General features: G+C 72.5%; 11 protein-coding genes. 8 read left to right on the top strand and 3 right to left on the bottom strand.

Translation table 11 applies throughout. The features are described from left to right. Positions 1 to 84 precede the first annotated feature (84 nt). The 7 genes from ACZ6S4_RS06445 to ACZ6S4_RS06415 all read left to right on the top strand — a co-directional run bounded on the left by ACZ6S4_RS06445 (position 85) and on the right by ACZ6S4_RS06415 (position 8508). Positions 85 to 1239, top strand: coding sequence for a uroporphyrinogen-III synthase (locus ACZ6S4_RS06445; protein WP_465473896.1), 1155 nt, complete (start codon positions 85 to 87; stop codon positions 1237 to 1239). Next, positions 1236 to 1907 carry a sirohydrochlorin chelatase gene (locus tag ACZ6S4_RS06440; RefSeq protein WP_465473895.1) on the top strand — a complete coding sequence of 224 codons (672 nt, stop codon included), beginning with the start codon at positions 1236 to 1238 and terminating at the stop codon, positions 1905 to 1907. Before ACZ6S4_RS06445 ends, ACZ6S4_RS06440 begins: the two co-directional genes overlap by 4 nt. 68 nt (positions 1908 to 1975) lie before the next feature. Further along, complete coding sequence (locus tag ACZ6S4_RS06435) at positions 1976 to 4060, top strand: molybdopterin oxidoreductase family protein (RefSeq protein ID WP_465473894.1); 2085 nt, start codon at positions 1976 to 1978, stop codon at positions 4058 to 4060. Next, on the top strand, positions 4057 to 4401 hold the full coding sequence (locus ACZ6S4_RS06430; protein ID WP_212989017.1) for a molybdopterin oxidoreductase: 345 nt from the start codon (positions 4057 to 4059) through the stop codon (positions 4399 to 4401). Before ACZ6S4_RS06435 ends, ACZ6S4_RS06430 begins: the two co-directional genes overlap by 4 nt. Next, positions 4401 to 6857, top strand: a complete 2457-nt coding sequence (gene nirB / locus ACZ6S4_RS06425) for a nitrite reductase large subunit NirB (RefSeq protein ID WP_465473893.1) — start codon at positions 4401 to 4403, stop codon at positions 6855 to 6857. The genes ACZ6S4_RS06430 and nirB overlap by 1 nt, the downstream gene beginning before the upstream one ends. Then, positions 6854 to 7177 (top strand): Rieske (2Fe-2S) protein, encoded by a 324-nt coding sequence (locus ACZ6S4_RS06420; protein WP_212989015.1) that lies wholly within the window; start codon positions 6854 to 6856, stop codon positions 7175 to 7177. The genes nirB and ACZ6S4_RS06420 overlap by 4 nt, the downstream gene beginning before the upstream one ends. Next, a complete protein-coding gene (locus ACZ6S4_RS06415; RefSeq protein ID WP_465473892.1) occupies positions 7174 to 8508 on the top strand; it encodes a nitrate/nitrite transporter in 1335 nt (444 codons plus the stop codon). The genes ACZ6S4_RS06420 and ACZ6S4_RS06415 overlap by 4 nt, the downstream gene beginning before the upstream one ends. A 51-nt stretch (positions 8509 to 8559) precedes the next feature. Here the strand turns inward: ACZ6S4_RS06415 and ACZ6S4_RS06410 are convergent, their stop codons facing one another. Continuing rightward, a complete protein-coding gene (locus ACZ6S4_RS06410; RefSeq protein ID WP_465474144.1) occupies positions 8560 to 9036 on the bottom strand; it encodes a sugar phosphate isomerase family in 477 nt (158 codons plus the stop codon). A gap of 20 nt (positions 9037 to 9056) precedes the next feature. Here ACZ6S4_RS06410 and ACZ6S4_RS06405 point away from each other — a divergent pair, with 20 nt between their 5' ends. Next, entirely contained in the window at positions 9057 to 10217 is a 1161-nt protein-coding gene (locus tag ACZ6S4_RS06405; RefSeq protein ID WP_465473891.1) for an MFS transporter, read from the top strand. A gap of 6 nt (positions 10218 to 10223) precedes the next feature. Here ACZ6S4_RS06405 and ACZ6S4_RS06400 read toward each other — a convergent pair whose 3' ends face one another. Together ACZ6S4_RS06400 and ACZ6S4_RS06395 are read right to left on the bottom strand one after the other, a co-directional pair. Further along, positions 10224 to 11444 (bottom strand): AGE family epimerase/isomerase, encoded by a 1221-nt coding sequence (locus tag ACZ6S4_RS06400; RefSeq protein ID WP_465473890.1) that lies wholly within the window; start codon positions 11442 to 11444, stop codon positions 10224 to 10226. 28 nt (positions 11445 to 11472) lie between these two features. Next, positions 11473 to 12705: a PP2C family protein-serine/threonine phosphatase gene (locus ACZ6S4_RS06395; protein ID WP_465473889.1), complete on the bottom strand. Its 1233-nt coding sequence runs from the start codon at positions 12703 to 12705 to the stop codon at positions 11473 to 11475. Between the last annotated feature and the right edge of the window lie 8 nt (positions 12706 to 12713).

Here is a 12713-nt window from a genome sequence, read left to right as displayed (position 1 = left end):
CAAGATCGGCGAAGTGAGTCATGGTTTTCACCGTCGTAACACGTCCTACCCCCGGAGGTAATGGCTGGTGGAGAGCCTGCTGCCATGGCCGACTCGACCGGGCCGGTGACGCCCGCGGGCGTCGGCGGGCCCCACACCTCCGCCGCCCCGCTGGCCGGCTTCACCATCGCCGTGACCGCCGAGCGGCGCCGCGAGGAACTGTCCGCCCTGTTCGAGCGGCGTGGCGCCAAGGTGCTGGTGGCGCCGGCGATCACGATCGTGCCGCTCGGCGACGACCAGGCGCTGCACGCCGCCACCGAGGCCTGCGTGGGCCTGGCCCCCGACATCGTGGTGGCCACCACCGGCATCGGTTTCCGCGGCTGGCTGGAGGCCGCCGAGGGCTGGGGGATGGGCGACACGCTCCGGGCCGCACTCAGCCGGGCCCGGCTCATCGCCCGCGGCGCCAAGCCGTGCGGCGCGATCCGGGCCGCTGACCTCACCGAGGACTGGTCGGCCGTGTCGGAGTCGTCCGAGGAGATCCTCGAGCGGCTGCTGGAGCAGGGCATCGCCGGCCGGCGCATCGCCGTGCAGTTGCACGGCGGCCCGCAGGCCGAGTTCACCGGCGCCCTGCGGGCTGCCGGGGCCGCGGTCGTGGAGGTCCCGGTCTACCGGTGGACGCTGCCGCCGGACGTGGCCCCGGTACGGCGTCTCGTCGCCCAGCTCGCCGCCGGCCAGGTCGACGCCGTGACGTTCACCAGCGCCCCCGCCGTGCAGGCTCTGCTGGAGATCGCCGGTGACAGCGCGGACGAGGTGCTCGACCGCTTCCGCGGCGCCACGATGGCCGCCTGCGTCGGGCCGGTCACCGCCGCGTCCCTGGTCGAGCAGGACGTACCCGTGGTCACCCCGCACCGGTCCCGGCTGGGCGCCCTGGTCAAGGTCGTCACCGACGAACTACCGCGCCGGGCCGTCCGGCTCGGCGTCGCCGGAACGGTCCTGGAGATCCGCGGCCACGCCGTCCTCATCGACGGCCGGCTGCAGGCCCTGCCCCCGGCGGCGATGGCCATCCTCACCGCCCTGGCCGGCCGCCCCGGCGCGGTGGTCTCGAAGGACCGCCTCGCCGCCGCCCTGCCCCGGGGCACCGACGGACACGCCGTCGACGTGGCGATCGCCCGGCTCCGGACGGCCCTGGGCCCGGCCGGGCACATCGAGACCATCATCAAACGCGGTTACCGGCTGCGCGTCGACGAGCAGGCCGGATGACCGCCCCGCCGCAGGACCGGCCGCCGGTCCTGCTCGCGGTCGCGCACGGTACGCGCTCAGCCGCCGGCCAGGCGCAGATCCGCGACCTGGTGGACCGCATCGCGTGCCGCCGCCCCGACCTGGACGTCCGGCTGGCCTATGTGGACGTGCAGCAGCCCCGGGTCGGCGAGGCGATCCAGGGCCTGCGGGCGGTGGTGGTGCCGCTGCTGCTCTCGGCCGGCTACCACGTCCGGGTGGACATCGCCGAGGCGGTCGCGGCCAACGACGCTGTGGCCACGGCCCCGCTCGGGCCGGATCCGCTGCTGACCCGCAGCCTGGAACGGGGGATCGCCGGGGCGGACGCGGACGCGGTCGTGCTGGCGGCCGCGGGGTCCAGCGACCCGGCGTGGCGGGCCGACATCGCCGGGGTCGCGGCGCGGCTGGGGGCGCATGTGGCTTACACCTCGGGAGCTGAGCTGCGGGTGGCTGATGTGGTGGCCGGGCTGCGGGAGCGGGGCGCCCGGCGGATCGCTGTGGCGGCCTATCTGCTGGCCGAGGGATTGTTCTACCGGTCGTTGCACCGGGCGGGCGCGGATCTGGTGACGCCGCCGCTGTGCGCGGACCCGGCGGTGGAGGACCTGGTGCTGGCCCGCTATCGCGATCTCACAATGGCGCCGAGTGCCTTGTAGGGTTTTTTGAACGCCGCGGCAATCGTGGCGGTCCGGTGAGGAAACGGTTACCGGCGAGCATCTTCGGTGTGACGGTGACCGAGACGCATTGCCCGTACTGCGCACTGCAGTGCGGCATCGCGCTGACGCCCGAGATTCCCCGGGTGCGGCTGGAGCCTACCGAGTTCCCGGTCAACCGGGGTGGCCTGTGCGCCAAGGGCTGGACCGCGGCCGAGCTGCTCGACCACAAGGATCGGCTGCTCACGCCGCTGGTGCGCAAGGATCCGGCGGACCGGGGCAGCCCGCTGCGGGAGGCGAGCTGGGATGAGGCGTACGAGCGCATCGTCGCCGGTATCGAGCGCTGTCAGCGGGAGTACGGCCTCGACAGCGTCGGCGCCTTCGGTGGCGGTGGTCTGACCAACGAGAAGGCGTACACGCTCGGCAAGTTCGTGCGGGTGGCGTTGCGGTCCGCCTCGATCGACTACAACGGGCGTTTCTGCATGTCGTCCGCCGCCACTGCCGCCAACCGTGCGCTCGGGATCGACCGGGGACTGCCGTTCCCGCTGGAAGACGTGGCCCAGGCACGCACGGTGCTGCTGGTCGGGGCCAATCCGGCCGACGCGATGCCGCCCTCGATGCAGTACCTCGACGCCGGGCGGGCCGAGGGGGCGCGGCACATCGTCGTCGACCCGCGGCGTACGCCGACCGCCGCGGGCGCGTACCGGCATCTGCAGCCGCTGCCCGGCACGGACCTGGCGCTGGCCAACGGCCTGTTGCACATCGCGGTCCGGGAGGGCCTGGTCGACGAGGACTACATCCGGGACCGCACCACCGGCTTCGACGGCGTGCGCGCCGCGGTCGCCGCCTACTGGCCGGAACGGGTCGAGCGGATGACCGGGATCAGCGAGGCCGACCTGCGCGAGACCGTCCGGCTGCTCGCCACCGAGAAACCGTCGATGATCCTCACGGCTCGCGGGGCCGAGCAGCACAGCAACGGCACCGACACCGCGCAGGCGTATCTGAACCTCGCCCTCGCGCTGGGCCTGGTCGGGCGGCCCTACTCCGGTTACGGCACCATCACCGGGCAGGGCAACGGGCAGGGCGGTCGCGAGCACGGGCAGAAGGCCGACCAGCTGCCCGGCTACCGGCGGCTGGACGACCCGGCCGCCCGGGCGCACGTCGCCGGCGTCTGGGGCATCGACCCGGACGAGCTTCCGCAGCCGGGCAGGTCCGCGTACGAGATGCTCGACCGCCTCGGCACCGACGGCGGGGTCCGCGCGCTGCTCGTGCTGGCCAGCAACATGGCCGTCTCCGCCCCGCACGCCGGGCACGTCATCGAGCGGCTGCGCGCGCTGGATCTGCTCGTCGTCTCCGACATCTTCCTCTCCGAGACCGCGGCGCTGGCCGACGTGGTGCTGCCCACGGCCCAGTTCGCCGAGGAGGAGGGCACGATGACCAACCTCGAGGGCCGGGTGATCCGCCGTCGGATGGCCCTCCCGCCGCCGCCGGACGTTCGTACCGACCTGCAGTTCCTCAGCGGGCTGGCGGACCGGCTGGGCCGCGGGCAGTTCTTCAGCGACGATCCGCGGACCGTCTTCGACGAGCTGCGCCGGGCCAGCGCCGGCGGGATCGCCGACTACGCCGGCATCACCTACGAGCGGATCGAGGCCGAGCAGGGCGTGTTCTGGCCGTGCCCGGCCGAGGACCACCCGGGTACGCCGCGACTGTTCGCCGAGGAGTTCCCGACGGCGGACGGGCGCGCGAAGTTCGTCCGCGTCGAGCACCGCGACCCGCACGAGATGCCCGACCGGGACTACCCGTACGTGCTCACCACCGGCCGCAACATGCAGCAGTACCAGAGCGGCAACCAGACCCGCCGGGTCTCCGCCCTGACCGTCTCGCTGCCCGAGCCCCGCGTCGAGCTGCACCCCGACCTGGCCCGCCGGCTCGGCATCGCCGACAGCGACATGGTCCAGCTGTCCAGCCGCCGTGGCCGGGCCGTGTTCCGGGCCCGGCTCAACCCCGGCATCCGGCCGGACACCGTCTTCGCGCCGTTCCACTGGGGCGGCGACCAGGCCGTCAACCTGCTCACCGACCCGGCCCTCGACCGGCACTCCAAGATGCCCGCTTTCAAGGCGTGCGCGGTCGCCATCACGAAAGGAACACCTAGGTGAACTCCACACCCCGCTTCCTGCAGGGCGTCCTTCCCTTCGAGGGCAAGGGCCTGGACCAGCCGGCCCCGATCGGCGTGCCGGGCTACGTCGTGCCCGCCGGCGTCGTCGCCCAGGCCGTCTACTTCCGTGGCGGCAACTCGGCCGACGAACTGATCTGCGTCGTGCTGATGCGCGACGGCAAGCAGATGCGCTACTTCCCGATCGGTGCCAAGTCCGACGTGCACGTCCCGCTGCGCGTCGTCGAGGACCTGGATTCCGGAACCGCCGTCGAGCTGTGGCTGGCCGCACCGGCCGGAGTGACCGGGACCGTGGTCCTCGATCTCGGGCTGGTGGAGGTCTGATGGCGCCGAGGTTGGTCGTCATCGGCAACGGCATGGCCGGCGCCCGCACGGTGGAGGAGATCCTCAGCCGCGGCGGCGACTTCGACATCACCATGTTCGGCGACGAGCCGTACGGCAACTACAACCGGATCATGCTGTCCAACGTCCTGGCCGGGGTCGAGGACGAGTCCGGCATCTTCCTCAACGACCTGAGCTGGTACGCCGACAACGGCATCACTCTGCACACCGGCCGCCGGATCAGCCGCATCGACCGGTTCGCCAAGCAGGTGTACGCCGAGGACGGCACCGCCACCCCGTACGACAAGCTCATCATCGCCACCGGCAGCCGGGCTTTCGTCCCGCCGATCCCCGGCATCCACCGCCCCGGCCGCGGCTACCACCAGGGCGTCTTCGCGTTCCGCACGCTGGATGACACCCGCAGCATGATCCGGTACGCCCGCGAGCACGAACGGGCCGTGGTCATCGGCGGCGGCCTGCTCGGTCTCGAGGCGGCCCGCGGCCTGCAGAACCACCTCTCCCACGTGACCCTGCTGCACGCCGCCGGGCACCTGATGAACACCCAGCTCGACGCCCAGGCCGGCGCGATCCTGCAGCGCAGCGTGGAGAAGCTGGGCATCGAGGTGGTCTGCGACGCGATGACCACCGAGATTCTCGGCAAGCACCAGGTCACCGGCGTCAAGCTCGCCGACGGCCGGGTCATCGAGTGCGACGTGGTCGTGGTCGCCGCCGGCATCCGGGCCAACACCGAGGTGGCCGCGGCCAGCGGGCTGGTGGTCGAGCGCGGCATCGTGGTCGACGACCAGATGCGCGCCCAGGACGAGCCGGACATCTACGTGGTGGGGGAGTGCGCCCAGCACCGCGGCGAGACGTACGGGCTGGTCGCCCCGCTCTGGGACCAGGCCAAGGTGCTCGCCGACCACCTCACCGGGCGGGACCCGCAGGCCGCGTACCACGGCTCCCGGATCGCCACCAAGCTCAAGGTGGCCGGGGTCGACGTCGCCTCGATGGGCCTGAAGGAGTCCGACCGCGAGGACGACGAGACGCTGGTCTTCAGCGAGCCCCGCAAGGGCATCTACAAGAGCGTGATCATCCGCGACGGCCGGCTGGTCGGCGCGACACTGGTCGGTGACGTCAAGAAGGTCGCGTTCCTGATGCAGGCCTTCGACCGCGGGCTGGCCCTGCCCGAGGACCGGGTCGAGCTGATGTTCGACCTGGGTGGCCCGCCCGCCGAGGTGAGCGCGGCCGAGCTGGCCGACGACGCCCAGGTCTGCAACTGCAACGGCGTCACCAAGGGCACGATCGCCGAGACCGTCCATAGCGGCTGCAAGACGGTCAGCGGCGTGATGGACAAGACCCGGGCCGGCAAGGGCTGCGGCACCTGCAAGAGCCTGGTCGCGCAGATCGTCGAGTGGGCCGCCGGCGGCGCCGTCGAGGAGGACCCCAAGGCCAGCTGGTACGTGCCCGGCGTCCCCATGCCCAAGGCCGAGCTGATGGCCGCGATCCGCACACACGAGCTGCGCTCGGTGTCGTCGGTCTTCGCCAAGCTCGTGCCCGGCGGCGAGGAGGACGCCAAGAGCAAGATGGGCCTGGCCTCGCTGCTCAAGATGATGTGGGGCGACCGCTACATCGACGAGCGCGACGCCCGGTTCATCAACGACCGGGTGCACGCCAACATCCAGCGCGACGGCACGTTCTCGGTGGTGCCGCAGATGAAGGGCGGCGTCACCACCCCGGCCCAGCTGCGGCGGATCGCCGAGGTGGCCGAGAAGCACGCCGTACCCATGGTCAAGCTGACCGGCGGGCAGCGCATCGACCTGCTGGGGATTCCCAAGGAGACGCTGCCCAAGATCTGGGCCGACCTGGACATGCCCTCGGGTTACGCCTACGGCAAGAGCTTCCGCACGGTGAAGACCTGTGTGGGCTCGGACTTCTGCCGCTTCGGCGTCGGTGACTCCACCGCCCTGGGCATCGCCCTCGAGGAGCGCTACCAGGGCATCGAGGGGCCCGGCAAGATGAAACTCGCGGTCACCGGGTGCCCGCGCAACTGCGCCGAGGCGTACGTGAAGGACCTCGGCGTGGTGGCCATCGACGGCGGCCGCTGGGAGATCTACGTCGGCGGTGCGGCCGGCGCCCACGTCCGCAAGGGGGACCTGCTGGCCACGGTCGAGTCGCCCGAGGAGGTCATCACGCTGACCGGGCGCTTCCTGCAGTACTACCGGGAGAGCGCCAACTGGCTGGAGCGCACGTACGCGTGGGTGCCCCGGCTCGGCATCGAGCACATCCGCGCGGTGGTGGTCGACGACGCCGAGGGCATCGCCGCCGACCTGGACGCCGCGATGGCCGCCTCGGTCGCCGCCTACCGCGATCCGTGGAAGGAACGCGCCGAACCGGCCACCCCCGGGCAGTTCCGCACGTCGCTGCCGCTGGTCGTGCTGCCGCAGGTGCCGGTCCGATGAGGATCCTGGGGCCCGTCACCGACATCCCGCTGGGCGAGGGACGCACCTACGAGGTCGACGGCGAGATGGTCGCGGTCTTCCGCCTGCGCGACGGCTCGGTGCGCGCGCTGTCCGCCGTCTGCCCGCACCGCGGCGGGCCGCTGGCCGACGGCCAGATCGACAACAAAGTGCTGGTCTGCCCGCTGCACCTCATGGCCTTCGACATCACCACCGGCTGCTCGCTGTCCGGGATCAGTGATCTCACCGTCTACCCCGTCACCGTCGACGCCGACGGTCACCTCGTCATCTCGTCGCTCACCGCCTCGGAGGTCCCGTCATGACCGCAACCCTGGAACGTCCCGCGGCGAGAACCGTCCGCGGGCACTGGATCGACGACTGGCGTCCCGAGGACCGGACCTTCTGGGACACCACCGGCGCCCCGATCGCCCGGCGCAACCTGATCTTCTCGATCTTCTCCGAGCACATCGGGTTCTCGGTGTGGACGCTCTGGTCGGTGCTGGTGCTGTTCCTCGGCCCCGCGTACGGCATCGACCCGGCCGGCAAGTTCCTGCTCACCGCCGTGCCCGCGCTGGTCGGCGGCGCGCTGCGGATCCCTTACACCTTCGCGGTGGCCCGGTTCGGCGGCCGCAACTGGACCATCATCAGTGCGTCCCTGCTGCTCATTCCGGCGGTGCTGGCCGCTTTCCTGATCGAGCCCGGCGTCTCCTACACGACGCTGATCGTGCTGGCCGCGATCGCCGGCGTCGGCGGCGGCAACTTCGCGTCGTCGATGGCCAACATCAACGCGTTCTACCCGGACCGGCTCAAGGGCTGGGCGCTGGGCATCAACGCCGGTGGCGGCAACCTGGGCGTCGCGGCCGTGCAGCTGGTCGGCCTGTTCGTGCTGGCCGTCTTCGGCGCCGGGCACCCGGGCATCGTCGCCGGTATCTACATCCCGCTGATCGTGGTGGCCGTGCTCGGCTCGGCGCTCAAGATGGACAACCTGACCCAGGCGCGCAACGAGAAGCGCGGCATGCGCGACGCCGCCCGCGAGGGTCACACCTGGATCATGGCACTGCTCTACATCGGCACCTTCGGCTCGTTCATCGGCTTCGGCTTCGCCTTCGGCCAGGTGCTGCAGGTGCAGTTCGCGCAGGACTTCAACACCCCGGTCAAGGCCGCCTACCTGACCTTCCTGGGCCCGCTGCTGGGCTCGCTGATCCGCCCGGTCGGCGGGGCGCTGGCCGACCGGCTCGGCGGCGCCCGGGTCACCTTCGCCAACTTCATCGCGATGGCGGCCGGCGCGAGCATTGTGCTGCTGGCCTCGCAACTGCGGTCGCTGCCGCTGTACCTGGTCGGCTTCATCGCCCTGTTCATCTTCAGCGGCATCGGCAACGGCTCGACGTACAAGATGATCCCGCGCATCTTCGCGCTGAAGAACCCGGGCGACGAGCATGAGGCCCGCCGGCTGTCCGGTGCGGTCATCGGCATCGCCGGGGCGATCGGCGCCTTCGGCGGGGTGCTGGTGAACCTGGCGTTCCGGCAGTCGTTCCTGACCTACAAGACAGCGGACGCGGCCTACATCGCGTTCATCGCCTTCTACGCGCTCTGTGTGCTGGTCACCTGGGCGGTCTACCTGCGCTCGTCGAGCCGCAAGCTCGCCGGCGTCTGATCGGGCCGTGTGGTCCGGCCCGGTCGTCCGTTGTGGACGGCCGGGCCGCCCTCATTCCGGGAGAGCGTGCAGGGCGCGGGGCAGTCCGGCTGCGCGTAACGCGTCGGCGGCCGCGGCGTCGTCGGTGACCACGGCGTACAGGTCGGTGACCGGCGCGACCAGGTACGGACTGATCGAGCCGAACTTCGTCCGGTCGGCCAGGACCACCGTGTGCCGGGCCGCGCCGGCCATGGCCCGCTTGACCTGTGCGTCGGTGTCGGGCTCCGCGGTCACCCCGACCTGCGGGTCGATCGAGCAGGCGCCCAGGAACGCCCAGTCGCCGCGGCGGGCCGCGAGGGCCGCCAGCGTGGCGGAGCCGGTCAGCAGGCGGCCCTCCGGCTGCCAGTCGCCACCGGTGAGGGCGAGCTGGACCTGATGGTCGTCGGCGAACACGGCCGCGATGTCCAGGGAATTGGTGATCACGGTCAGCGGGCGGGTGGTGAGCTGGCGGGCCAGCTCCGGCACGGTCGAGCCGGCGTCGAGGAAGATCGTCTCTGCATGCTAGGCCCGTGGCCGAGACTTTCGCACCGTCCCAGGCGCCGGCCCGTCCGCGTCCGCCGTCGCTCCGGGTCGCCATCGGCGGCGGTGCGGCGTTCTTCCTGATCGGGCTGCTCGTCGCGGTGTACGGCCCGCTCATCCCCGTCCTGCGCGCGACCTTCGGCGGCTCGGCGACCGCGGCCAGCCTGCTGGTCAGCGCCCACTTCGCCGGATCGGTCCTCGGCGTGCTGACGGCGGGCGTGGCGGATCGGCGCAGCACCTTCCGCGTCCGGTTTCTCGTCGAGCTGACCGTGGTCGCGGCCGGCGCTCTCGTGCTGATGGCCGCTCCCGCCTGGCCGGTTCTGCTGGGCGGGGCGTTCCTGCTCGGGCTCGGCTTCGGCGGGCTCGACCTCGACCTCAACGTCTACTTCGCGTCCGCGTACGGCGAGCGCGGCGCGGTGGTCCTCAACCTGCTCAGCGCCGCCTTCGGGGTCGGTGCCGTCGCCGGTCCGCTGCTGGTGGCGGCGACCGACGGGAACCGGCTCGCCATCGGGCTGACGTACCTGGTCATCGCCCTGGCGACGATGCCGCTGCTGGCCGGTGCCCCGGCCGTGCTGCCCACCGTCCCGGCCCGGGACCGGTCGACAGCCGGCGGCCGGCCCCTGGTCGTGGCCGCGTTCCTGGTGCTCTTCCTGCTCTACGTCGGCGCGGAGACCGGTGTGGCCAGCTGGGCCGCCACGTACCTCATCGAGGTCGTCGGCTCCAGCGCCGACACCGCCGCCGGGGCCACCGCGACGTTCTGGGTCGCCTTCACCGTCGGCCGGCTGCTCGCCGCCCCGCTCAGCCTGCGGCTGCCGCCGGCCCGGCTGGTGCCCTTGACCCTGCTCCTGGCCACCGCGAGCATGACCCTGGCCTGGTGGCCACCGGCCGCCGGCTACAGCTTCATCCTGACCGGCCTCTTCCTGGCCCCGGTGTTCCCCACCGCCCTGTCCTGGTTCGTCCAGGTCAACCCCGCGGCCGGCCCGTCCACGGCACTGGTGATCGCCGGGGCCAGCTTCGGACCGATCGTGATCTCACCGCTGATCGGCCTGACCCACGACGGGCTCGGGCCGGCCGCCATCGCGCCGGCCCTGGCCGCGGTCATCGTCCTCGACCTCGGGCTGGCCGTTGCGCTGCGCCGCGTCCGCCGGTGAGCCTCGTTACGCCGGGCCGGTCAGCGTCCCCGCCACGGCCGGCGCCAGCATCGGCGTCAGCGGCAGCCGGGCGGTCAGCGTCGCCTGGAGGCTGTGGTACAGATCCGGCTTGCCCGGCCACACCGTCTCGGTCGGCACGTTGTCCGCGTCGAGCTGGTGGAACCACGAGCCGTTCTCGTGGTCGAGCTGGTACGCCGCCGCGTAGTCCCACCAGGTGCGGTACCAGGTCGCGTACTGCTCGTCGCCGAAGCGCCGGTGCAGAGCCGCCGCGGCGCTGATCGCCTCGGTGGTCACCCAGTGCATCCGGTCGCGGACCACCGGCGTGCCGTTCCAGTCGGTGGTGTAGACGAAGCCCGGCCGCCCGTCGACCGACCAGCCGTCGCTCACCGCCCGGTCGAACAGGGACCGGGAGGCCTCGGCCAGCCACGACTCACGGTTTGTCGCCGGGCGGGCGGCCTCGGCGTGCAGGAACAGCCGCGACCACTCCAGGCCGTGACCGACCGTGGCCCCGTACGGCTTGAACGGGTGGTCCGGCTGCTCGCGGTGGAAGTCCGGCAGCGGCCGCCAGTGCTCGTCGTAGTGCTCCGGGATGCGCCAGTCGTGCGCCCGCGCGGTGTCGGCCACGAACCGGCAGACCCGCAACGCCCGGTCCAGCCACGCGTCGTCGCCGGTCACGCCGGCGACCGTCAGCATCGCCTCGACCGCGTGCATGTTGCCGTTGATGCCCCGGTAACCGTCGAGGACCGTGAAGTCGGCGTTCCAGGTGTCCACGCAGCGCCCGGCGGCGTCGTCCCAGAAGCGCTGGACGAACACCCCCTCGGCCGCGGCGAGCAGGGCCGGCCCGCCGGTCAGCCCGGCGCTGGTCGCGGAGGCTCCGGCGAGCAGCACGAAGGCGTGGTCGTAGCAGGCCTTGACCGTCCGGTCGCCGAGCGCGGGGAACCAGCCGCCGTGCTGCTCGTCGCAGAGCCGCTCGGTGAGCCCGCGCAGGGCCTGCTCGGCGATCGGGGCCGCGCCGGGCACGCCGAGGAGGGTGCCGACGGCGTACACGTGCGTCATCCGGGAGCTGAGCAGGGTGGACACCTGCTGCCCCGGGTCCGGGAGGCCGCGGGCGTCGAGCCAGCGGGCGCCGCCGGCCGGGTCGGCGGTCCGGCGCCCGAACGCCAGCAGCTCCCGGGTGTGCTGGTCGAGCCAGCGGTGATGGGCGGGGTTCGTCGGCCAGGGGGACATCTGGATCACTGTAGGGGGACCGCCGTCCTCATGCCGGGGCAATCCCCCGCGGTGCGGTGCTGCCGGGCCGGTCGACGCTCATGGCCATCAGGGCGACGTCGTCGTCGAGCTCGTCGAAGGTGTCGAGCAGTCCCGCGAACGCCGCCACGGCCCCGGGCGCGTCGGTGGGCGTCAGCGTGCCGGCGAACGCTTCGAGGGCCTCGCTGCCGTAGCTCTGACCGCCGGTCTTCGCGTCGGTGAGGCCGTCGCTGTAGAGCACCAGCGTGTCGCCCGGCTCCAGCCGCAGCGTCCGGCTGACCAGCCGGGGCGCCGCGATGATGCCGATCAGGGTGCCGCCGGTGGTGTGCTGGTGGCGGGCGGTGCCGTCGGGGCGCAGCAGCAGCGGGGGCGGATGCCCGCCGCCGGCGATGGTGGCCGTCCAGCCGGTCCCGTCCGGGGTCAGCAGGCCGAAGACGACCGTGCAGTGCCGGTGGGCCTGGCTGCGGTACTCCTGGTAGAGCACCGAGTTGAGGTTGCGCAGGACCGCTTCGGGTGTGGGGTCGTAGACGGCGGCGGCGCGCAGCGTGTAGCGGGCCGCGGCGGTCACGGCCGCCGCCTCGACGCCCTTGCCGCAGACGTCACCCAGGAAGAACCCCCAGCGGCCCTCGCTGAGCGGGAACAGGTCGTAGAAGTCGCCGCCGACCTCGTCGGGCGAGGCCATCCGGTAGTGCCCGGCCGTGCGCATGCCCGCCGGTGCGGGCAGGCTGACCGGCAGCAGGCTGCGCTGCAGGCCGGACACGAGCCCGCGGAGCCGTTCCCGGTCACCCTCGGCGTCGCGGCGGGCCCGCAGCAGCTCCTGCTCGTACGCACGGCGCTCGCGGGCGTCGAAGATCGTGATGCGCACCATCAGCGGCGTGCCGTCGGCGCCGGTCTTGACCGTGGCGGTGACCAGCACCGGCAGCCGGGTGCCGTCGGCCGCCCGCAGCTCCAGGGCGATGCCGTTGATCTCGCCGCGCATCCGCAGCAGCGGCGCCAGGTGGGTCTCGTGGAAGACCTGGCCGCCGACGGTGAGCAGGTCGACGAAGCGCCGCAGGCCGACCAGCTCCTCGCGGGTGTGCCCGAGCCAGCCCAGCAGCGTGGCGTTGACCCGTACGATCGTGCCGTCGGGCAGGGTGGCGAGATTGCCGCAGGGGGCGTTGTCGTAGAGCTCGTCGGTGTCGTCGCCCATCAGGGCAGCAAGCTCCGAGGGGATCCCGGCGGAGCGGGACGAGACCGCGTCCATCAGCACAT

Source organism: Actinoplanes sp. NPDC051405 (assembly GCF_055586185.1).
This window is presented reverse-complemented; position numbering and strand designations above follow the sequence as displayed.